This is a genomic window from Kitasatospora sp. NPDC024654 (assembly GCF_055559155.1).
In genome coordinates this window covers 21,518-45,834 of record NZ_JBVHLF010000032.1, presented here as the reverse complement: position 1 = coordinate 45,834, position 24,317 = coordinate 21,518, and the positions used below count along the sequence as shown (strand labels likewise).

The window sequence follows — 24,317 nt, the reverse complement described above, 5'->3', positions numbered from 1 at the left end:
CAACCCGCGCGCCGATGCCCCGAGGACACCCGGTTGCCCAGGCTGGGGGCAACTGATGCCCAGTCAGCCCTGGGCGCCGGCACGAAAGGGGAGTGCTTCGTGTTCCGTAGGACCATCGGCAGGACGACGGGGGCGGTGGCGGCCACGCTCACCCTGCTCCTGGGCGGCCTGCTCGGCGCGGCCGCCCCGGCGAGCGGGGCGAGCAGCCACGACTGTCGCGCCACCACCACACTGGGGCGGGTACGGGGCCTGGCCCAGGGCGCCACCTGCGCCTATCTCGGCGTCCCGTACGCGGCGCCGCCCACCGGGGCCCGGCGGTTCCTGCCGCCCGCCCCGCCCATGCCCTGGCCCGGCACGCTGGCGGCGACCACCGCCAAGCCGGGCTGCCCGCAGGACCTGGAGGGCGGTGGCGGCGGCACCGAGGACTGCCTGTACACCCAGGTCTGGCAGCCGCGTTCCGGCGGCGCGCACAGGCCGGTGCTCGTCTTCCTGCACGGCGGCGCGGACGAACTCGGCGCGGCGAGCGAGCCGGACTTCGACGGCGCGGCGCTGGCCGCGCGCGGTGACGCGGTCGTGGTCAGCGTCGACTACCGGCTCGGCCTGCTCGGCTGGACCGAACTCGGTGACCTGGACCCACGCTACGCGGGCTCCGGCAACAACGGGCTGCGCGACCAGGTCGCGGCACTGAGCTGGGTGCGGCGACAGATCGGCGCGTTCGGCGGTGACCCGGGCCGGGTCACCGTCTTCGGTCAGTCGGCCGGCGCGATCTCGATCTCCGCGCTGCTGGCCGGCGACCATCCGGAACGGCTGTTCCAGCGCGCCATCGTGGAGAGCGGGCCGGGCTACCTCGTGCACACCCGGCAGTACGCGCACGATGCCGCCGCGCACGTACTGGCCGTCGGGAACATCACCAGCGTGGCGCAGCTGGACGCGATGAGCACCCAGCAGTTGCTCCAGCTCCAGCAGAAGGCCCAGCAGGGTGTCTCGGGCCTGGCCGACGCGCTCTTCTTCGGCCCGTACGTCGACGGCGTCCTGGTTCCCGGTCCGGTGGTGGACCGGATCGCGGCCGGCAGCGCCCGCGGGGTCGAGCTGATGGCCGGCACCACCGAGAACGAGACCGACTACTGGGCGCTCTTCGAACCCCAGGTGCTGGACCTGCCGCTCTCCGCCTACCGCAGCTTCCCGGCGGTGCTGGCCGACCGGAAGCAGCAGATGTTCCAGGTGTACGCGGCCGACCGGCCGGGCCTGGCGCCGGGCCGGGTGGTCAACGCCATGCTCACCGACCAGATGATGCGGGTGCCCACGCTGCGGATGGCCCAGGCGCAGGCCCGCTGGCGGCCCACCTACGTCTACCGGTTCGACTGGCACGTTCCGTATGTCGCGGGCCTGCCGGAGGCGCAGAACCTGGGCGCGATGCACACCGAGGAACTGCCGTTCGTGCTCGGCAACCTGGACCTCGGTGCCTACCCGCGCGGGGCCGCCACGCTGGCCGCCGAGCGGCCGCAGCTCACCGCGCTCTCCCGGGACATGATGGACGCCTGGTCGGGGTTCGCCCGCACCGGGTCGCCGGGGTGGCCGAGCTACACCCCGGCGGTGAGGGCCACCAAGATCTGGGACGTGCCGGAACGGGTGCAGAACGCGCCGCAGGACACCGAACGCGCGCTGTGGGACGACTACTCCTTCCCCGCCTGGGACCTGGAGGGCTGGTCCGCGCAGGGCTGAGCCACGCGACGGGCTCGGCGCCCGGCGGACCGAACGGACGAAGGCCGAGCCGGGACGGGTCCCGGCCCGGCCCCGTCGCGGCACAGGGCGATGAGGAACGGGCGGGCACGGTCCTCCGTCGCGGCGATCGGGGCTTCGACACCTCGTGATCGCCCGGAGGCCGTGCCTGCCCCGTTCCGTGCCGGTGCGCGAACTTCACAGCCCCGGTGGCCGGGGTCCGGTCCCGGGCAGGCGGTCGGTCATCTCCTTGATGACCGCGGCCTGATGGTCGGCCAGGTAGAAGTGGCCGCCGGGGAAGACCCGCAGGTCGAAGGGGCCCTCGGTGTGGTTGGCCCAGGCCGCGGCCTCGTCGACGGTGACCTTGGGGTCGCTGTCGCCGACCAGGGCGACCACCGGGCAGTGCAGGGCCTCGCCGGGCTGGTAGGCGTAGGTCTCGGCGGCCCGGTAGTCGGCACGGATGGCGGGCAGGATCATGCGCAGGATCTCCTCGTCACCGAGGAGGCGGGCGTCGGTGCCGCTCAGGCTCCGCATTTCGGCGATGATGCCGTTGTCGTCGCGCAGGTGCACGGTCTCGGACCGGTGGGTGGAGGGGGCACGGCGGCCGGAGGCGAAGAGGCCGGCTGCGACCAGGCCCTTCTCCCGCTCCAGGCGCCGGGCGACCTCGAACGCCAGGCTGGCACCCATGCTGTGGCCGAAGAGCGCCAACGGCCGGTCCGCCCAAGGGAGGAGGGCGGCGAACACCTGGTCGGCGAGGTCGGGGATGTTGTCGATGACCGGTTCGGCACGGCGGTCCTGGCGGCCGGGGTACTGGACGCACAGGACGTCGACGGACGGCGGCATCGCCTGCGACACCGGGAAGAAGAAGCTCGCGGAGCCGCCGGCGTGCGGCAGGCAGACCAGGCGGACGTCACCGTCCGGGCGCGGGTGGAACCTGCGGATCCACAGGCCGTTGTCCTCAGCTGGGTCGTTCACGGGAGGGGTCGTTCCTTACGTCGTAGGTGGGAGTCCCATGGTGTGGTTGGTAGTTCGGTTCGAGAAGGGGTGCTGCGGTGCGCGGTGCTCACTCCCCCGCCGGGCCCAGCTTCTCCAGCCACTCGTCGACTGCCTCGGCGGCCTCGTGGGCGTACCGCTCCATCAACGTGTAGTGGTCGCCGGGCACTTCGGTCACCGTGTCGGCGTGCTCCGGGGGCGCCGGGCGGTCGTCGACGCCCGTCTCGTCCTGGGCCATCCACTCCGCGGCGCGGACCACCAGGGTCGGGGCGGTGGCCCGCGGGGCGTCCCAGTCCTCGAAGATCCGCAGGTAGCCGCCCATCGCGGTCAGCTGGGTGCCCGGCGCGGAGACGAAGTCGAAGCGCTCCGACTGCCCCACCACCACCGCCGACTGGAAGCGCTCACCCATGCGCTGCTCGCGGGTGAAGGTGTCCAGCATGACGATTCCCGCGACCGGGTGGCCGAGCCGCTCCAGGTGGCAGGCCACCGCGTGCGCGACCCAGCCTCCGGAGGAGTAGCCGACGAGCACGACCGGCTGCCGGCCCACGCTCCGCCCGATGGCCGTGGCGTGCACCTCGATCAGCGCGGCGACGTCCTCGGGCAGCGACTCCCCCGGAGCGAAGCCGGGTTCGGGCAGCGCCCAGATGCCGCGCCGGCCACCGAACGCGGCGGCGAAGCGGGCGTACTGGTGGACCCCCGAGGGCGCCATGTACGGGCCCAGGCAGACGAGTTGCGGCCCGTCCTCGCCCCGCGCCAGGTGGACCGGGTCGGGCAGGTTGTCGCCGGCCGACGCCACGTCGAAGACCGGACGCAGCCGGGCGGCGGCGGTGACCAGCTCGATCCCCTCGTCGAGCCGGCCGAGTTCACCGGCCCGGCGGTAGAGCGAGACGATGATGTCCTCCGACTGGGCCGAAGCCGCTCCCGTTCCCCGGTTCGCGGCCGAGGTGGCGGCCCCGGCCTCGGGGCCGCGCCCCTCCGCCAGCAGCGACAGCAGCCGTCGGCCGACCTCGGCCGGGGTCCGGTGGTCGAAGACCAGCGTGCTCGGCAGCCGCAGACCGCTGGCCCGGCTGAGCCGCTTGCCGAGCTCGACCGCGGTGAGCGAGTCGAAGCCCAGCTCCAGGAAGACGTGCTGGGCCTGGACCGCGTCCTTCGACGGGTGGCCGAGCACGGCGGCGGCCTCGCTCCGGACGAACTCCACGATCTCCGAGGCGTGTTCCTCCACCGCCAGCTCGGCCAGCCGGCGCTGCAGCGGCGGCTCGGCACCGCCGTCCGCGGCGGCCTCCGCCTCCCGGGCGGCGAGCAGGCGGGCGACCTCGGGCAGGTCGCCGATCAGCGGACTGGGCCGGGCCGCGGTGAAGCCGGGCACGAAACGCTCCCAGTCCACGGCGGCGACGACCAGCGTGCCGTCCTCGCTCTCCACCGCGCGACGCAGCGCCAGGACCCCCAGTCCGGGGCTCATCGGGTCCAGGCCCCGCAGCCGCAGGCGCTCCTCGGACGCGGCGTCGACCATGCCCCCGCCGCCCCAGGCGCCCCAGGCGACCGAGGTGGCGGTCAGCCCACGGGCGCGGCGGTCCTCGGCCAGCGCGTCCACGAAAGCGTTCGCGGCCGCGTAGGCGGCCTGGGCGCCGCTGCCCCAGGCGGCGGCGCCGGAGGAGAACAGGACGAACGCGTCCAACGGGCGGTCGGCGAGCAGCTCGTCCAGGTGCGCGGCACCCAGCGCCTTCGCGCCCAGCACGGCGGCGAAGTCCGCCTCGGTGGTGTCCGCGAGCATCGCGGCGACGCCGCCGACGCCGGCGGCGTGCACCACCGCGCTCAGCGGCGCCAGGTCGTCCAGGGATGCCACCAGTGCTGCCACCGCCTCCCGGTCCGCCATGTCGCACGCGGTGATCGTCACCTTGGCCCCCAGGGCCTCCAGTTCGTCCCGCAGCTCCTCGGCGCCCGTGGCGCCGGCGCCACGGCGGCTGGTCAGCACCAGGTGTTCGGCGCCGTCGGCCGCGAGCCGGCGGGCCACCTGACCGCCGACGAAGCCGGTGCCGCCGGTGACCAGCACGGTGCCGCGCGGCTGCCAGGGCCGCACCCCGGTGTCGGCCGGGCGCGGGGCCCGGACCATCCGTCGGGCGTACGTCCCGCCGGCCCGCACCGCGACCTGGTCCTCGGCCGTGACGCCGGAGAGCGCCCCGGCCAGGCGGCGGGCGACGCGACCGTCCGAGGCCGCCACGCCGTCGGGCAGGTCGACCAGACCGCCCCAGCGGGCCGGGAGTTCCAGTGCCGCGACCCGGCCCAGCGCCCAGACCTGCGCCTGCGCGGTGCTGCGCAGCGGGTCGAGGGCACCGGTCGACACCGCTGCGCGGGTGGCGCACCAGAGCGGGGCCGGGACCTCGGCGTCGCCGAGCGCCTGCACCAGCGTCAGGGACCGGCCCAGACCGTGGGACAGGCCCGGGTGCTCGGGGTGCGGCCGCTCGTCCAGCGCGAGCAGCGACAGCACACCGCCGAGGGCGGCGTCGCCGAGGCCGGCGAGGGCCGCGCGCAGCCGCCCGCTCAGCACCTGCCGGTCCTCGCCGCTGGCCACGACCAGCCGGACGACGTCCGCGCCGTGCGCCACCAGGGAGTTCAGCGCCAGTTCGACGGCCGGATCGGCCGACGGCTCGTGCGGCAGGACCGCCAGCCAGGTCCCGGACAACGCGGGCGTCGCCGGGTCCGGGACCGGCCGCCAGGTGATCCGGTAGCGCCAGCCGTCCACCACGGACTCATCGCGGCGGCGCCGGTGCCAGGAGGAGAGCGCGGGCAGGGCCGAGCGCAGGGTGGCGTCCTCGTCCAGCCGCAGGTCCTCGGCCAGCGCCGCCAGGTCCTCGCGCTCGACCGCCGCCCAGAACTCGGCGTCCACCACGGAGGCCGCCGTCGGCTCCGCCGGCCGGCCCGCCACCGTGTCCAGCCAGTACCGCTGCCGCTGGAAGGGGTAGGTCGGCAGGTCCACCTCCCGAGCGTCCCAACCGCCGAAGACCGCACGCCAGTCGACCACCACGCCGTTGGCGTGCGCCTCCCCCAGCGAGGTCAGGAAGCGCCGCGGGCCGCCGTCGCCGCGCCGCAGGGTCGGCACCACGGTCGGCGACAGGGCGCCAGGCGGGACCGCGTCCTGCGTGCCGTCGTCCTCGCTCGCGACGGCGTCGATCGTCTCCTGCAGGCCGAACGCCAGCACCGGGTGCGGGCTGACCTCGACGAAGACCTGGTGGCCGTCGGCCAGAAGCTGCCGGCTGGCCCGCTCGAACTGCACGGGCTGGCGCAGGTTGCGGTACCAGTACCCGGCGTCCAGCTCGGTCTCCACCCTCGTCCCGGTCACCGTGGAGTAGAACGGCACACTCGGCGCCCCGGGGGCGGTCTCGGCGAGGATCTCGGCGAGTTCGTCCCGGAGGACCTCGACCAGGGCACAGTGCGAGGGGCAGTCCACCCGGACGATCCGCTTCGCCGCCACCCCATCGGCCTCGCAGGAGGCCATCAGCTCCGCCAGCGCGTCGAGGTCGCCGGAGACGACCACGGTCCGCGGGCCGTTGATCGCGGCGACGCTCAGTCGGCCCTCCCAACGCTCCAGCCGCTGGGCGACCTCCGCCTCCGGCTGCGGCATCGAGACCATGCCACCCGACAGCCTCGCGAGCAGCAGGCTGCGGAGCGCCACGATCCGGGCGCCGTTCTCGAGCGACAGCGCGCCCGCGAAGCACGCGGCCGCGATCTCGCCCTGCGAGTGCCCCACGACGGCGGCGGGCCGCACACCGCAGGAGCGCCACAGCTCGGCGAGCGACACCATGACCGCCCACAGCACCGGCTGGATCACGTCGATCCGGTCCAGCCCGGGCGCGCCGGGTGCCTCGCGCAGCACGTCCTCCAGACTCCAGTCCAGGAACGGGGCGAGCGCCTGGCCGCAGGCGGCGATCCGGGCCCGGAACACCGCGGAGGTGTCCAGCAGTTCCACCGCCATGCCGGGCCACTGCGAGCCCTGACCGGGGAAGACGAACACCGCCTTCGGCTCACCCCCGGCGGTGCCGCGCGCCACCCGGCGCTCGGAGCCGCCGGCCGCCAGCGCCTCCAGCCCGGTGATCAGCTCCGCCCGGTCGGCGCCCACCACGACCGCCCGCTGCTCGAAGGCCGAGCGCGTGGTGGCGAGCGAGTAGCCGACGTCCTGGGGGCGCGGGTCGGGTTCGGCGCGCAGCAGCGACGCGAGGCGCCCGGCCTGTTCCTCCAACGCGCCGACCGTGCGGGCGGCCAGCGGCAGGGCCACCGCCACCGGATCCAGCGGCGCCTGCCGCGGGGCGGAGCCGTCGGCGAGGGTGTCGGCAGGGCCGTCGGCCGCGGTGCCGGCGGGGGCCTCCTCGATGATCACGTGGGCGTTGGTGCCGCTCATCCCGAAGGAGGAGACGCCGGCCCGCCGGGGGCGGACACCCGGCGACCACGCGACGGGCTCGGTCAGCAGCCGCACGGCTCCCGCGGACCAGTCCACGTGCGGCGTGGGCTCGTCCACGTGCAGCGTGCGCGGCAGCAGCTCGTGCTGGAGCGCCTGCACCATCTTGATGATGCCGCCCGCGCCCGCGGCCGCCTGGGTGTGGCCGATGTTCGACTTCAGCGAGCCGAGCCAGAGCGGCCGGTCCGCCGGGTGCTCCTGGCCGTAGGTCGCCAGCAGGGCCTGCGCCTCGATCGGGTCGCCCAGCGTGGTGCCCGTGCCGTGCGCCTCCACCACGTCGACCTCGGCCGCACTGAGGCCCGCGTTCGTCAGGGCCTGGCGGATCACCCGCTGCTGGGCGGGGCCGTTCGGGGCGGTCAGGCCGTTCGACGCGCCGTCCTGGTTGATCGCGCTGCCACGCACCAGCGCCAGCACGCGGTGGCCGTTGCGGCGGGCGTCGGAGAGCCGCTCCACCAGCAGCAGACCGACGCCCTCGCCCCAGCCGGTGCCGTCCGCCGCGGCGGCGAACGCCTTGCAGCGACCGTCGGCGGAGAGCGCGCGCTGGCGGCTGAACTCCACGAACGCGCCGGAGTTGGACATCACCGTGACACCGCCGGCCAGCGCCATCGAGCACTCGCCCTGGCGCAGCGACTGAACGGCCAGGTGCAGGGCCACCAGCGAGGACGAGCACGCGGTGTCCACGGTGACCGCCGGGCCTTCGAGGCCGAGCGTGTAGGAGATGCGCCCGGACACCACGCTGGCCGCGTTGCCGGTGCCCAGGTAGCCCACCACGCCGTCCGGGACGTCGAGGCCACGCTGGAGGTAGTCCTGGTAGCCGGTGCCGACGAAGACGCCGGTCCGGGTGCCGCGCACCGTCGTCGGGTCGATCCCGGCGCGCTCGAACACCTCCCAGGAGGTCTCCAGGAGCAGCCGCTGCTGCGGGTCCATGGCCACCGCCTCGCGCGGCGAGATGCCGAAGAAGGCGGCGTCGAAGTCGGGCAGGTCGTACAGGAAGCCGCCGGACCGCGCGTAGGTGGTGCCCGGATGGTCGGGGTCGGGGTGGAAGAGCGACTCCAGGTCCCAACCGCGGTTGGACGGGAACACCGACATCGCGTCGGTCTCCTCGGCCACCAGTCGCCAGAGCTCCTCGGGGCTGCGCACTCCGCCCGGGAACCGGCAGCTCATCGCCACGATCGCGATCGGCTCGTCCTGGGCGGCCAGTTCGGTCCCCCGCCCGGCACCGGTCTCGGGCGCCGCACCCAACAGCTCGACCAGCAGCCAGCCGGCCAGCGAGATGGCCGTGGGGTAGTCGAACACCACGGTGGTGGGCAGCTGGACGCCGGTGGCGCGGGTCAGCCGGTTGCGCAGCTCCACCGCGGTCAGCGAGTCGAAGCCCAACTCCCGGAAGGGCCGCCCTGGTTCGACCAGGTGGGCACCGCGGTGCCCGAGCACGGCGGCCGCCTCGACGCGGACCAGCTCCACCAGCGCGCGGTCGCGCTCGGCGGGGTCCGCCTGGGCGAGGGTGCGACGCAGCGCGGCGGCCTCGTCGGAGAGGTCGCCGTCCTGCGGGCCCGCGGCCGGCCGCAAGGCCGCCCGGACCTCGGGCAGGTCCGCCAGCAACGGGCTCGGCCGGACCACGGTGAACGCTGGCGCGAACCGCTCCCACTCCACGTCGGCCACCGTCACGGCGGTCTCGTCGCGCTCCAGCAGCCGCGCCAGCGCGGCGATCGCCGCGCTCGGCGACAGCGGCCGCAGGCCCCGGCGGCGCAGGCTGTCGGCGACCGGGGCCGAGCCGGCCATGCCCGCCTCGGCCCACGGACCCCAGGCGACGGCGGTCGCCGTCACGCCACGGGCCCGGCGCGCCTGGGCCAGCGCGTCCAGGTAGGCGTTCGCGGCGCAGTACGCGCCCTGGCCGCCGCCGCCCCAGACACCGGCGATCGAGGAGAACAGCACGAAGGCGTCCAGCGGACGGTCTCCGAGCAGCTCGTCCAGGTGGGCCGCGCCCGCGACCTTCGCCGCCACCACGGCGGCGAACTGCGCCGGGTCGGTCTCGGCGAGCATCGCCGGGGTGTCGATGCCGGCCGTGTGGACCACCGCGGTGAGCGGGCACTCCGCCGGCAGTTCGGCCAGCAGCCGCGCCAGCGCGTCCCGGTCCGAGACGTCGCAGGCGGCGATCGTCACGCGGGCGCCGAGCTGCTCCAGCTCGGCGCGCAGCGTCTCCGCGCCCGGTGCGGCGGGTCCGCGCCGGCTGGTGAGCACCAGGTGCTCGGCGCCGCGGCCGGCCAGCCAGCGGGCGACGTGCCCGCCCAGCGCGCCGGTGCCGCCGGTGATCAGGACGGTCCCGCGCGGCGCCCACCCGTCGGCACTCTCCGGATCGGCCGGCCGAGAGGCCGGTGTGAGGTCGTCGGGGGCGAGGTGGGCCAACCGCCGGGCCAGGACCCCGGTGTCACGCACGGCCACTTGGTCCTCGTCGCCGTCCGCCGTGAGGACGGAGACCAGTCGGGACAGCGCCCGCTCGTCGAGCTGTGGCCGGCTCTCCCCCGAGCCGCCGGCCGGGGGGAGGTCGACAAGGCCGCCCCACCGGTCGGAGTGCTCCAGGGCGACCACCCGGCCGAGACCCCAGATCTGCGCCTGGGCCGGGCTGGACAGCTCGTCGGGTGCGCCAACGGACACGGCCCCCCGGGTGACGCACCAGAGCGGCGCCTCGACGCCCGCCTCACCGAGGGCCCGCACCAGAGTGAGGGTCAGCGCCACACCGGCGGGCAGCGATGCGGTCGCGCCATCGGCTGTCTGACGATCGATCAATGCGAGGAGGGACACCACCGCGCGCGGTGGGGCCTCGCCGTCGGCGGCCTCGCGCAGGCGGGTGGCGAGGGTCTGCCGGTCGTCGGCCTCGTCGACGTCCAGGCAGCTGACGCTCGCGCCCCGCGCGGCCAGCGCCTCCCGCAGCGCGGTGGCGGTGGCCCGCGCGCCCTGCCCTGCGGGTGTCAGGAGCAGCCAGCGGCCCTCCGCCGGCACGGACGCGGTGTCGGGCAGCGGCGTCCAGGTGACCCGGTACTGCCAGCCTTCCAGGGCCGACTGCTCGCGCCGCTCACGGGCGGCCGACTCCAGCCAGTACGACTCGCGTTGGAAGGCGTAGGTGGGCAGGTCGACGCGCCGGGCGCCGCGACCGGCGAAGACCGCGTCCCAGTCGAGGGCGACACCGTGCGCGTGCAGCTGGGCCAGGGCGGCGGTGAAGGCCAGCTCCTCGGCCCGGTCGGCGCGCAGGGCCGGGACCGCGACGGCATCCGAGTCGGCCAGGGTCTCCTGGGCTATCGCGGTCAGACCGCCGGGTCCGACCTCCAGGAACGCCGTTACCCCCTCGGCCGCGAGGGTCCGCACGGCGTCGGCGAACCGGACGCTCTCACGGACGTGACGCACCCAGTACTCCGGGTCGCCCAACTCGCCCTCGGCGACAAGCCGTCCGGTCAACGTGGAAACGATCGGCAGCGTCGGGACACCGAAGGTGACACCCTCGGCCACCTTGCGGAACTCCGCCAGCATCGGCTCCATCAACGGTGAGTGGAACGCGTGCGACACCGCCAACCGCTTCGTCCTGCGACCCTCGGCCGCCAACAGCGCCACGACCTCGGCCACCGCGTCCTCGGTACCCGAAAGCACCACCGACGACGGCCCGTTGACCGCGGCAACCCCCACCCGGTCCGCACGCCCGGCCAGCAGCGGCAACACCTCGTCCTCCGAGGCCCGCACCGCCACCATCACCCCACCCGACGGCAACGCCTGCATCAACCGCCCACGGGCAGCGACGAGTTGAGCAGCATCCGCCAGCGAGAACACCCCCGCCACATGCGCGGCGGCCAACTCACCGATCGAGTGCCCGGCCAGGACGTCCGCCCGCACACCCCACGACTCGACGAGACGGAACAGCGCCACCTCGACCGCGAACAACGCCGGCTGCGTGAACTCCGTCCGCTCCAACAGCCCGGCATCCGCACCGAACACCACCTCACGCGACGGCCGTTCGAGATGAACGTCCAGATGCGCGCAGACCTCGTCGAAGGCGTCCGCGAACACCGGGAACGACGCGTACAACTCACGCCCCATCCCCAACCGCTGACTCCCCTGCCCCGAGAACAGGAACGCGAGCCTGTCCTCCCGGCCGGTCGCTCCCTCGGCCACGTTCGGCGCCGAGGCCCCCTCGGCCACCGCGCGCACGCCGTCGGTGAGTTCGGCGAGGTCCGCGCCGACCACCACCGCTCGGTGCTCCAGCGCGGCGCGCGAGGTCGCCAACGAGAAGGCGACGTCGACGGCGCGTACGTCGGGCAGGCCGAGCACATGGGAGAGCAGCCGTTCCGCCTGCTCGCGCAGGGCTGCCCTGCTCCGCGCGGAGACCACCCAGGAGACCGGCGCGGCGGCCACGACGGAGGTGGGCTCGGGCTGCGCCTGCGGGTCGTCGGCCGTCACGGGGGCGGCCGGGGCCTGCTCGATGATGGTGTGGGCGTTGGTGCCGCTGACGCCGAAGGAGGACACGGCGGCGCGGCGCGGGCGGTCCCCCGCCGGCCAGGCCACCGGCTCGGTCAGCAACCGCACCGCGCCGGTGGACCAGTCGACGTGCGGGGACGGCTGCTCCGCGTGCAAGGTCCTGGGCAGGACGCCGTGTTGGAGTGCCTGCACCATCTTGATGATGCCGCCCACCCCCGCCGCGGCCTGGGTGTGCCCGATGTTCGACTTCAACGAGCCCAGCCAGAGCGGCCGGTCCTCGGGGCGGTCCTGCCCGTAGGTCGCCAGCAACGCCTGCGCCTCGATCGGGTCACCCAGCGTGGTACCGGTCCCGTGCGCCTCCACCGCGTCGACATCCGCCGGGGAGAGCCCCGCACTCGCCAACGCCTGCTGGATCACCCGCTGTTGGGCGGGCCCGTTGGGCGCCGTCAGACCGTTCGACGCACCGTCCTGGTTCACCGCCGAACCCCGCACCACCGCCAGCACCGGGTGCCCGTTGCGCTGCGCGTCCGAGAGCCGCTCCACCAGCAGCATGCCGACGCCCTCGCCCCAGCCCGTGCCGTCGGCGTCGGCCGAGAAGGACTTGCACCGGCCGTCCACCGAGAGCCCCTGCTGGCGGCTGAACTCGGTGAACATCCCGGTGCTCGCCATGATCGCCGCACCGCCGGCCAGGGCCAGCGAGCACTCCCGCCGGCGCAGTGCCTGCACCGCCAGGTGCAGCGCCACCAGCGAGGAGGAGCACGCGGTGTCCACCGTCAGTGCCGGGCCTTCGAGCCCGAAGGTGTAGGAGATCCGGCCCGAGGCGACGCTGGGCGCGGTGCCGGTCAGCAGGAAGCCCTCCAGCTCCTGCGCGCTCTCACCGTCACCCGCGTACCCCTGGTAGGCGAGGCCGACGAAGACGCCGGTGCGCGAGCCCTTGACCGAGAGGGGATCCATTCCGGCCCGCTCGAAGGTCTCCCAGGCGACCTCCAGCAGCAGCCGCTGCTGCGGGTCGGTGGCCAGCGCCTCGCGCGGCGAGATCCCGAAGAAGCCGGGATCGAACTCGCCCGCCCCGTGCAGGAACCCGCCCTCGCGGGTGTAGCACTTCCCGGGCCGGTCAGGGTCCGGGTCGTAGAGGTCCGCCAGGTCCCAGCCACGGTTGGTGGGGAAGCCGGAGACCGCGTCGGCGCCGCTCTCGACCAACTGCCAGAGCTGTTCCGGGCTGTTGACCTGCCCGGGGTAGCGGCAGCTCATCGCCACGATGGCGATCGGCTCCTGGTCCTTCGTCTCCACCTCGTGCAACCGCCGCCGGGTCTGCTTCAGATCAGCCGTCACACGCTTGAGATAGTCGAGCAACTTCTGCTCGTTCTGCATGTCTCGTTCACCCGCCATGTGAGTCAGGAAGTGCTGTGGTACTGCGATTCGGTGGAGCCGCAGGGGTCAGGAACCGTCGAGTTCCTGGTCGATCAGCTCGAAGATGTCGTCGATGGTCGCGGCCTGGAGCCGCTCGTCGGCCCCGTCCGCGTTCCCGTCGTCCGCGCCGGCCACGGGGGTGTCGCCGAGCGCGGCGAGCACGCTCTGCAGGCGTGTCCGGACCCGGGAGCGCACGACTTCGTCGTCCGAGCCGATCGCGCCGAGGACCGCCTCGAGCCGGTCGATCTCGCCGAACACCGCCAGCGCCGGTGCCACCTGCCGGGGCGCGAGGTCCGCGCGGACCCGCTCGGCCAGCGCGAGGGGGGTCGGGCAGTCGAACACCAGCGTCGCGGGCAACCGGAGTCCGGTGGCGGCGCCGAGCCGGTTGCGCAGTTCCACCGCGGTCAGCGAGTCGAAGCCCAGGGCCTTGAACTCGCGGCCGCGCTCGACGTCCTGCGGACCGCCGAGCCCGAGCACCGCCGCCACGTGCGTGCGCACGACGTCCAGCAGGAGGCGGGTCTGCTCCCCCTCCGGCAGGCCGCTCAGCCGCCGCTGGAGGGTGTCCGCACCGCCCGTCGCGGCCTCGGCCGTGCGCCGCGCGGGCGCGCGGACCAGCCCGCGCAGGATCGCCGGAACCGTGGCCGAGGTGGCGCCCCGGTCGGCCGAGGAGTCGAAGCGCACCGGAGCCACCAGGGCGTGCTCGCCCGACCGGGCGGCGTCGAAGAGCTCCAGGCCCTCCTTGGCCCGGAACGAGACCAGCCCGGAGCGCGCCATCCGGCTCCGGCCCGACTCGTCCATCCCCGCCGCCATGCCGCCCTCGGCCCAGGGGCCCCAGGCCATGGCGGTCGCGGGCAGGCCGGCCGTGCGCCGCCGCAGCGCCAGCGCGTCGAGGAACGCGTTGGCCGCGGCGTAGTTGCCCTGCCCGGCGCTGCCGAGGGTGGCGGCGATCGAGGAGAACAGCACGAAGGCCGACAGGTCCAGCTCGCGGGTGAGCTCGTCCAGGACGAGGGCCGCGTCCACCTTCGGGCGCAGCACGGCGTCCAGCCGCTCGGGGGTCAGCGAGGCGACCGTGCCGTCGTCCAGCACCCCGGCCGCGTGGACCACCGCGGTGAGCGGGTGGTCGGCGGAGATCCCCGCCAGCAGTTCGGCGACGGCGTCCCGGTCGGCCGCGTCGCAGGCCGCCACGGTCACCTCCGCACCCAACTCCACCAGCTCGTCGCGCAGTTCGGACGCCCCCTCGGCCGCGAGGCCGCGCCGGCTGGTGAGGACGAGCTGCCGTACGCCGTGCTCGGTCACCAGGTGCCTGGCGACCACGCCGCCGAGCGCGCCGGTGGCGCCGGTGACCAGCACCGTTCCGTGGGGGTCGAGCGCGGCCGGCACGGTGAGCACGAGCTTGCCGACGTGCCGGGCCTGGCTGAGGTGACGCAGGGCCTCGGGAGCCTGCCGCACGTCCCAGCCGGTCACCGGCAGCGGCCGCAGCACGCCCAGCTCGAACAGCTCCACCAGCGCCTGGAGCATGGCACCGATCCGGTCCGGCCCCGCCTCGATCGTGTCGAAGGCCAGGTAGGACACGCCCGGGTGGGCCGCGGCGACCTCCTCGGCACCGCGGACGTCCGTCTTGCCCATCTCCAGGAAGTGCCCGCCGTCTCCCAGCACCCGCAGTGAGGCGTCGACGTACTCGCCGGCCAGCGAGTTCAGCACCACGTCCACGCCACGGCCGCCGGTCTCCGCCAGGAACCGCTGCTCGAAGTCGAGCGTGCGGGAGGAGGCGAGGTGCGCCTCGTCCAGGCCACCGGCCCGCAGCGCCGCCCACTTGCCGGGGCTCGCGGTGCCGTAGACCTCGGCGCCGAGGTGGCGCGCCAGCTGGGTGGCCGCCATGCCGACGCCGCCCGCCGCCGAGTGCACCAGCAGCGACTGACCGGGGCGCAGCCCCGCCAGGTCGACCAGCGCGTAGTAGGCCGTGAGGAAGACGATCGGCACGGACGCGGCCTGGGCGAAGGTCCAGCCGCGCGGCATCCGCGCCACCATGCGGTGGTCGGCGACCGCGAGCGGCCCGAAGGCCTCGGGGATCATGCCCAGCACACGGTCCCCGGGGGCCACGCCGGTGACCCCGGGCCCGGTCTCCAGCACGATGCCGGCGGCCTCGCTGCCCAGCGAGGCCACGCCCGGGTACATGCCCAGCGCGATGAGCGCGTCCCGGAAGTTCACCCCGGCGGCGCGCACCGCGATCCGGACCTGACCCTCGCCCAGCGGGGCCGTGGCGGCCGGGTTCTCGGTCAGCGCCAAGCCGTCCAGCGTGCCCGTGCCACTGGTCGTCAGCCGCCAGCCGACGGAGCCGGGGGCGGGGCGCAGGGCCCCGCTGGTCCCCGTCCGGGCCAGCCGGGGGGCGAACGCCACGCCGCGGCGCACCGCGAGCTGCGGCTCGCCCGCGGCCGGCACGGCCAGCAGGGCGCGGACGGAGTCCTGGTGGCCGTCCAGGTCGACCAGGAGGATCCGGTCCGGGTTCTCCGACTGCGCGGACCGCACCAGGCCCCAGGCCGCGGCCTGGGCCGGATCGGCCACGGCCTCGCCGGGCTCGGGAGCGACCGCGCCGCGGGTGAGCAGGACCAGCCGCGACTGCGCCGTCCGCTCCTCGGCCAGCCAGCCCCTGACCAGTTCGAGGACCTGACGGGTCGTCCTGCGGACGTCGGCTGCGCTCCCGCCACCGGGTGTGGCGGTGGCGAACACCACGTCCGGTGGCGTGGCACCGGCGTCGAGGGCCGCGATCAGCGCCGCGAGGTCGGGGTGGAGCGCGACACGACCGCCGGTCTCCGCCAGCACGACGGCGGTCACCGTGGGCTCGGTCTCGCCGAGCAGGGCCCAGCCGGCGCGCGGAACGCTCTCGGTCCGCGCGGCGGACCCGGCCGGTCCGGCCGCGAGGGACACCGTTGGCCAGGTGATCCGGTACAGCTCGTCCTCGTGTTCGGGGCGTCGCGCCTGGGCGAGCTGGTCGCCCGAGACGGGGCGCAGGACGAGGGAGTCGATCGCGGCGACGGGGTGGCCGGTGCCGTCGGCGACCAGCAGGGAGACGGCGTCCGGGCCGGCCGGGGCCAGCCGCACCCGCAGGGCGCTCGCACCGGTCGCGGACAGCCGGACCCCGCTCCAGGAGAACGGGATCCGCCCCTGCCCGGTGTCGGGCAACAGCCCACCCAGACCGACCGCGTGCAACGCCGCGTCCAGCAGCGCCGGATGCACACCGAACCCGCCGACCTCCGTACCCTCCGGCAACGCGACCTCGGCGAACACCTCCTGACCCCGCCGCCACAACCCGCGCAGCCCCCGGAACACCGGACCGTAACCGAACCCGAGCTCCGCCAACCGCTCGTAGTAACCCTCGGCCCCCACCACCTCGGCAGCGACCGGCGGCCAGGACGACAGCTCCTCGTCGGTCGCCGGCTGCGCGGTGGCCAGGGTGCCCGTGGCGTGCGAGGTCCACGGGTCGTGGGCCTCGGCGCTGTCCGGCCGGGAGTGCACCTGGACGGTGCGGCGGCCGGACTCGTCGGCGCCGCCCACCGCGATCTGCAACTGGACCGCGCCCTGCTCGGGCAGAACGAGCGGCGCCTGGAGGGTCAACTCGTCCAGGAGGTCACAGCCCACCTCGTCGGCCGCCCGCAGCGCCAGATCCACCAGCGCGGTACCCGGCAGCAGCACCGCGCCCATCACCACGTGCTCCGCCAGCCAGGGCTGCGCGGAGAGCGACAACCGCCCGGTCAGGAGCGCACCTTCACCACCGGCCAGCGCGAGCGCGGCACCGAGCAGGGGGTGCTCGGCCGACCGCAGACCGGCGCTCGTGAGGTCGCCGACCGTCGGCTTCGTGTCGAGCCAGTAGCGGCGGCGTTGGAAGGCGTAAGTCGGCAGGTCGACGCGCCGGGCACCGCGACCGGCGAAGACCGCCTCCCAGTCGAGGGCGACGCCGTGCGCGTGCAGCTGGGCCAGGGCGGCGGTGAACGCCAACTCCTCGGCCCGGTCGGCGCGCAGGGCCGGGACCGCGACGGCATCGAAGTCGGCCAGGGTCTCCTGGGCCATCGCGGTCAGACCACCGGGTCCGACCTCCAGGAACGCCGTTACCCCCTCGGCCGCGAGGGTCCGCACGGCGTCGGCGAACCGGACGCTCTCACGGACGTGACGCACCCAGTACTCCGGGTCGCCCAACTCGCCCTCGTTGACGGGCCGTCCGGTCAACGTGGAGACGATCGGCAGCGTCGGGACACCGAAGGTGACACGCTCGGCCACCTTGCGGAACTCCGCCAGCATCGGCTCCATCAACGGTGAGTGGAACGCGTGCGACACCGCCAACCGCTTCGTCCTGCGACCCTCGGCCGCCAACAGCGCCACGACCTCGGCCACCGCGTCCTCGGTACCCGAAAGCACCACCGACGACGGCCCGTTGACCGCGGCAACCCCCACCCGGTCCGCACGCCCGGCCAGCAGCGGCAACACCTCGTCCTCCGAGGCCCGCACCGCCACCATCACCCCACCCGACGGCAACGCCTGCATCAACCGCCCACGAGCCACCACGAGTTCGGCAGCATCCGCCAGCGAGAACACCCCCGCCACATGCGCGGCGGCCAACTCACCGATCGAGTGCCCGGCCAGGACGTCCGCCCGCACACCCCACGACCCGACGAGACGGAACAGCGCCACCTCGACCGCGAACAACGCCGGCTGCGCGAACTCCGTCCGGTTCAGCAGCCCGGCATCCGCACCGAACACCACCTCACGCAACGGCCGTTCGAGATGAACGTCCAGATGCGCGCAGACCTCGTCGAAGGCAGCCGCGAACACCGGGAACGACGCGTACAACTCACGCCCCATCCCCAACCGCTGACTCCCCTGCCCCGAGAACAGGAACGCGAGCCTGGCGTCCGCGACCGCGACACCCTCCACCGTGCTGTTCAGCGCCTCACCACGGGCCAACGCGCCCAGCCCGGCGAGCAGTTCGTCCCGGTCCGTGCCGATGACGGCAGCGCGGTGATGCAGCGCGGCGCGGGAGGTCGCCAGCGACAGGCCGACGTTCGCCACCCCGAGCTCCGGGCGCTCGACCAGGTACGAGCACAGCCGCTCGGCCTGCTGGCGCAGTGCCTCCGGGGTGCTCGCGGAGAGCACCCACGGCACGCCGGACTCGGACGCCGAATCGGTGGGAGCCGGAGTCGGCTCACCCACCGGTCGTACGGGCGCCTGCTCGATGATCACGTGCGCGTTGGTACCACTCACCCCGAAGGAGGAGATCCCCGCTCGGCGCGGCCGGCCGGGGTGCGACCAGTCGACGGGCTCGGTCAGCAGCTCCACGGCCCCGGCGGACCAGTCCACGTGCGGCGTGGGCTCGTCCACGTGCAGGGTCTTCGGCAGCACCTCGTGCTGGAGCGCCTGCACCATCTTGATGATGCCGCCCACCCCGGCCGCGGCCTGAGTGTGGCCGATGTTCGACTTCAACGAGCCGAGCCACAGCGGCCGGTCCTCGGGGCGGTCCTGCCCGTAGGTCGCCAGCAGCGCCTGCGCCTCGATCGGGTCACCCAGCGTGGTGCCCGTGCCGTGCGCCTCCACCACGTCGACGTCCGTCACGGACAGCCCCGCGTCCGCCAGGGCCTGCCGGATCACCCGCTGCTGCGCGGGGCCGTTCGGCGCCGTCAGACCGTTCGACGCGCCGTCCTGGTTGATCGCGGAACCCCGCACCACCGCGAGTACCGGGTGCCCGTTGCGCTCCGCGTCCGAGAGCCGCTCCACCAGCAGCACGCCCGCACCCTCGCCCCAGCCCGTGCCGTCCGCCGCGGCGGCGAACGGCTTGCAGCGACCGTCGGCGGCCAGCCCGCGCTGACGACTGAACTCGATGAAGGCGTTCGGGCTGGACATCACGGTGACGCCGCCGGCGAGCGCGAGCGTGCACTCGCCGCGCCGCAGCGCCTGTGCCGCCAGGTGCAGGGCGACCAGCGAGGACGAGCACGCGGTGTCCACCGTCAGGGTCGGCCCCTCCAGACCGAAGGAGTAGGCGATCCGGCCCGACACCACACTCGCCGAACTGCCGGTACCGATGTAGCCCTCCAGGTCCTGTGGCACGCTCAACAGGCGTGCCGCGTAGTCCTGGTAGCCGGAACCCATGAACACGCCGGTCCGGGTGCCCCGCACCGCCGTCGGGTCGACCCCGGCCCGCTCGAACGCCTCCCAGGTCAGCTCCAGCAGCAACCGCTGCTGCGGGTCCATGGCGAGCGCCTCACGCGGCGAGATGCCGAAGAAGGCGGGGTCGAAGTCGGCGACGTCGTAGAGGAATCCGCCGTCCTTGGCGTAGCTGGTGCCCGGCCGGTCCGGGTCGGGGTCGTAGAGCGTCTCCAGGTCCCACCCGCGGTCCGCCGGGAACCCGGCCACCGCGTCACGGCCCTCGGCCACCAGCCGCCACAGCTCCTCGGGTGAGCGCACCTCGCCCGGGTAGCGGCAGCTCATCGCCACGATGGCGATCGGCTCGTCGTCGCGGAGTGCGGGTGCGACCGTGGCGACCGCGCCCGCGACCGCGCCCGCACCGAGCGCACCGGTCAGTTCGGTGCGCAGGTGTGCGGCCAGCACGGCGGGTGACGGGTAGTCGAAGACCAGGGTGGCCGGCAGCCGGACGCCCGTCGCCCTGGTCAGCCGGTTGCGCAGCTCGACGGCGGTCAGCGAGTCGAAGCCCAGCTCGCGGAAGGCGCGGTCGGCGGCCACCGACTCCGCACCGCTGTGGCCGAGCACCGCGGCCGCCTCGGTCCGGACCAGTTCGAGCACCGCGCGTCCCTGCTCGGCCCCGGAGAGCGCGGTCACCCGCTGGACGAACGCGGGCGCGGCGTCGTCGGGAGCCCCGTCCGTGTCGGCGGTGGCCGCCAGCGCGGCCTGGACCTCGGGCAGGTCGCCGAGCAGCGGGCTGGTCCGCAGCAGGGTGAAGGACGGCGCGAACCGCTCCCAGACGACGTCCGCGACCGTCACGGTGGTCTCGTCGCGGTCCAGCACGCCCCGCAGCGCGGAGATCGCCAGCGCGGGGGCGAGCGCGGGCAGTCCGCGCAGCCGCAGCCGGTCCTCGGCGTCACCGTCCTCGACCATGCCGCCGTCGGCCCAGGGTCCCCAGGCCACCGCCGTGCCCGCCAGCCCGCGGGCCCGGCGCCGCTCGGCCAGCGTGTCGAGTGCGGCGTTGGCCACCGCGTAGGCGGCCTGGCCGCCGGCGCCCCAGACGCCGGAGATCGAGGAGAACATCACGAACGCGTCCAGCGGACGCTCGCCCAGCAGCTCGTCCAGGTGCAGCGCACCCGCCGCCTTCGCCGCCAGCACCCGCGCGAACTCCTCCGGTGTGGTGTCGGCGAGCAGGCCGGGCGTGCCCACGCCGGCGGCGTGGACCACGGCGGTCAGCGGGTACTCGGCCGGCAGCCCGTCGAGCAGCCGCGCCAACGCCTCCCGGTCGGCCACATCGCAGGCGGCGATGGTGACCTCGGCACCCAACGCCACCAGCTCGTCACGGAGTTCAGCCGCCCCCTCGGCCGCGGGGCCACGCCGGCTGGTCAGCACCAGGTGCTCGGCGCCGTTGCGCGCCAACCAGCGTGCCGTGTGACCGCCGAGGGCGCCCGTACCACCGGTGATCAGGACGGTCCCACTCGGCCGCCAGGCGGCTCCCGCCGTGACCGTGCCCTGCGGAGCGCGCGCCAGCCGCCGGACGAAGACGCCCGAGCCGCGCACCGCCAGCTGGTCCTCGGCGCCAGGTCCGGCCAGCACTGCGGCCAGCCGGCGGGCCGAGCGCTCGTCCAGCACGTCCGGGAGGTCCACCAGACCGCCCCAGCGCCGGGTGTGCTCCAGTGCCACGGTCCGGCCCAGTGCCCACACCTGCGTCTGGTGGGCACTGCGGATCGGGTCGGAGGAGCCGATGGACACCGCGCCCCGGGTGGCACACCAGAGCGGAGCCTCCAGGCCCGCGTCACCGAGTGCCTGGACCAGCGCGAGGGTCGCGGTCAGGCCCGCCGGCAACACGCCGTGGACGGGATGCGGCCGTTCGTCCACCGCGAGCAGGGACAGCACTCCGGTGACGGTCACAGGCTCCGCGTCCGGATCTGCCGCGGCGAGGTCCCCGAGGACGCTGCGCAGTCGCTCGGCGAGGGCCTCGCGGCCGGCCTCGGTGTCCACGAGGACCGGCACGGCCTCGGCGCCGTGCTCGCGCAGAGCGCGCATGACGGCCGACGCCCATGGGTCGCCGTCCTGTCCGGCGGGTAGCACGGCGAGCCAACGCCCGGTCGGCTCGGCGTCCTTGAGCTCGGCGGCGGGCTTCCAGACGATCCGGTACCGCCAGCCGTCCACCGTGGACTGCTCCCGATGCTCGCGCCGCCAACTGGAGAGTGCCGGCAGGACGGAGGTCAGTGGGGCGTCCTCGGCCACCTGGATACGGCCCGCGAACGCCTCCAGGTCCTCGTGCTCGACCGTCTCCCAGAAGCCGGCCTCGACGGGGTCGACGGCGGCGACCGGGTCGGCCGAGAAGACCGAGGACTCCAGCCAGTAGCGGCGGCGTTGGAAGGCGTAGGTCGGCAGGTCGACGCGCCGGGCACCACGGCCCGCGAAGACCGCCTCCCAGTCGAGGGCGACGCCGTGCGCGTGCAGCTGGGCCAGGGCGGTGGTGAAGGCCACGTCCTCCGGCCGGTCGGCGCGCAGGGCCGGGACGGTGACGGCATCCGAGTCGGCCAGGGTCTCCTGGGCCATCGCGGTCAGACCACCGGGTCCGACCTCCAGGAACGCCGTTACCCCCTCGGCCGCGAGGGTCCGCACGGCGTCGGCGAACCGGACGCTCTCACGGACGTGACGCACCCAGTACTCCGGGTCGCCCAACTCGCCCTCGTTGACGGGCCGTCCGGTCAACGTGGAAACGATCGGCAGCGTCGGGACACCGAAGGTGACACGCTCGGCCACCTTGCGGAACTCCGCCAGCATCGGCTCCATCAACGGTGAGTGGAACGCGTGCGACACCGCCAACCGCTTCGTCCTGCGACCCTCGGCCGCCAACAGCGCCACGACCTCGACCACCGCGTCCTCGGCACCCGAAAGCACCACCGACGACGGCCCGTTGACCGCGGCAACCCCCACCCGATCCGCACGCCCGGCCAGCAGCGGCAACACCTCGCCCTCCGAGGCCCGCACCGCCACCATCACCCCACCCGACGGCAACGCCTGCATCAACCGCCCACGAGCCACCACGAGTTCAGCGGCATCCGCCAGCGAGAACACCCCCGCCACATGCGCGGCGGCCAACTCACCGATCGAGTGCCCGGCCAGGACGTCCGCCCGCACACCCCACGACCCGACGAGACGGAACAGCGCCACCTCGACCGCGAACAACGCCGGCTGCGCGAACTCCGTCCGCTCCAACAGCCCGGCATCCGCACCGAACACCACCTCACGCAACGGCCGTTCGAGATGAACGTCCAGATGCGCGCAGACCTCGTCGAAGGCAGCCGCGAACACCGGGAACGACGCGTACAACTCACACCCCATCCCCAACCGCTGACTCCCCTGCCCCGAGAACAGGAACGCGACCTTGTTCTTCCGTGCCGCGACGCCACGGACGAGGTCGGCGTCGACCGCGTCCCGCGCCAGTGCCTCCAGGCCGCGCAGTAGCCCGTCCCGACCGGTGCCGACCACGGCGGCCCGGTAGGGCAGTGCGGCACGGGAGGTGGCCAGCGAGAGGCCGAGGTCGGCGGGAGCGAACGCCGGCTGCTCCGCCAGGTGGGCCAGCAGCCGCCGGGCCTGCTCGCGCAGTGCCTCCGCGCTGCGGGCCGAGACCGTCCACGGCACCGGGAGGGCGGTCGCGTCGACGGTCCGCCCGCCCGTCTCGGGCCGTGCGCCCGCTTCCGCCGCTACCGCCGTCCGTGCGGGCACCGCTTCGAGAATCACGTGGGCGTTGGTCCCGCTGACGCCGAACGACGACACGCCCGCCCGCCGAGGGTGGTCGTGCTCCGGCCAGGCCACGGCCTCGGTCAGCAGCCGCACGGCCCCGGCCGACCAGTCCACGTGCGGCGAGGGCTCGTCCAGGTGCAGCGTGCCCGGCAGGGTGCCGTGCCGCATCGCCATCACCATCTTGATCACGCCCGCCACGCCGGCCGCGGCCTGGGTGTGCCCGATGTTCGACTTCAGCGCCCCCAGCCAGAGCGGCCGACCCTCCGGGCGCTCCTGCCCGTAGGTCGCCAGCAGCGCCTGCGCCTCGATCGGGTCACCCAGCGACGTCCCGGTCCCGTGCGCCTCCACCACGTCCACCTCGGCCGCGGACAGCCCCGCGTCCGCCAGGGCCTGGCGGATCACCCGCTGCTGCGCGGGGCCGCTCGGCGCGGTCAGCCCGTTGGAGGCGCCGTCCTGGTTCACCGCCGAACCCCGGACCACGGCCAGCACCTGGTGGCCGTTGCGGCGCGCGTCGGACAGTCGCTCGACCAGCAGCATGCCGACGCCTTCGGCCCAGCCGGTGCCGTCCGCCGCGGCGGAGAACGGCTTGCAGCGACCGTCGGCCGCCAGCCCGCGCTGCCGGCTGAACTCCATGAACGCGCCGGGCGTCGACATCACGGTCACACCGCTCACCAGGGCCAGCGCGCACTCCCCGCGTCGCAGCGCCTGCGCCGCCAGGTGCAGCGCGACCAGCGAGGACGAGCACGCGGTGTCCACCGTCACCGCCGGCCCCTCCAGACCGAAGGAGTAGGCGATCCGACCGGAGATCACGGCGGCCGCGTTCCCGGTTCCCAGGTGACCGTCGAAGTCCTCCGGCGAGTTGGACAGCCGTGCGTAGTCCTGCCCGTTGGTGCCGGCGAAGACGCCGGTCCGCGTGCCCCGCAGCGCGCTCGGGTCGAGGCCGGCCCGCTCGAAGACCTCCCAGGTGGTCTCGAGGAGCAGTCGCTGCTGCGGGTCCATCATCAGCGCCTCGCGCGGCGAGATCCCGAAGAACCCGGCGTCGAACTCGGCGACGTCGTGCAGGAAGCCGCCCTCGCGGACATGGCAGGTACCCGCGTTGTCGGGGTCGGGGTCGTAGAGCGCGTCCAGGTCCCAGCCGCGGTCGGTGGGAAAGCCGCCGATCGCGTCACCGCCCTCGGCGACCAGCCGCCACAGGTCCTCGGGTGACGTGACACCGCCCGGGAAGCGGCAGCTCATCGCCACGATTGCGATGGGCTCGGCGGCGTCCTCCATCAGCTTCCGGTTCTGCCGGCGCAGCCGCTCGGTCTCCTGAAGGGAGGCCCGCAGTGCTTGAACGATCTTCTCGTTCGAGGTGGTCATC

General features: G+C 74.6%; 4 protein-coding genes. 1 reads left to right on the top strand and 3 read right to left on the bottom strand.

The window, feature by feature from the left end:
• The first annotated feature begins 99 nt into the window (after positions 1 to 99).
• Complete coding sequence (locus tag ACZ38L_RS20050) at positions 100 to 1,722, top strand: carboxylesterase/lipase family protein (protein ID WP_465695066.1); 1,623 nt, start codon at positions 100 to 102, stop codon at positions 1,720 to 1,722.
• 195 nt (positions 1,723 to 1,917) lie between these two features.
• Here the strand turns inward: ACZ38L_RS20050 and ACZ38L_RS20045 are convergent, their stop codons facing one another.
• From ACZ38L_RS20045 to ACZ38L_RS20035, 3 genes are all read right to left on the bottom strand, one after another.
• On the bottom strand, positions 1,918 to 2,694 hold the full coding sequence (locus ACZ38L_RS20045) for a thioesterase II family protein (RefSeq protein WP_465695062.1): 777 nt from the start codon (positions 2,692 to 2,694) through the stop codon (positions 1,918 to 1,920).
• Between the two features lie 88 nt (positions 2,695 to 2,782).
• Entirely contained in the window at positions 2,783 to 12,994 is a 10,212-nt protein-coding gene (locus ACZ38L_RS20040) for a type I polyketide synthase (protein WP_465695059.1), read from the bottom strand.
• A gap of 66 nt (positions 12,995 to 13,060) precedes the next feature.
• A complete protein-coding gene (locus ACZ38L_RS20035; RefSeq protein WP_465695203.1) occupies positions 13,061 to 24,316 on the bottom strand; it encodes a type I polyketide synthase in 11,256 nt (3,751 codons plus the stop codon).
• Position 24,317 lies beyond the last annotated feature (1 nt).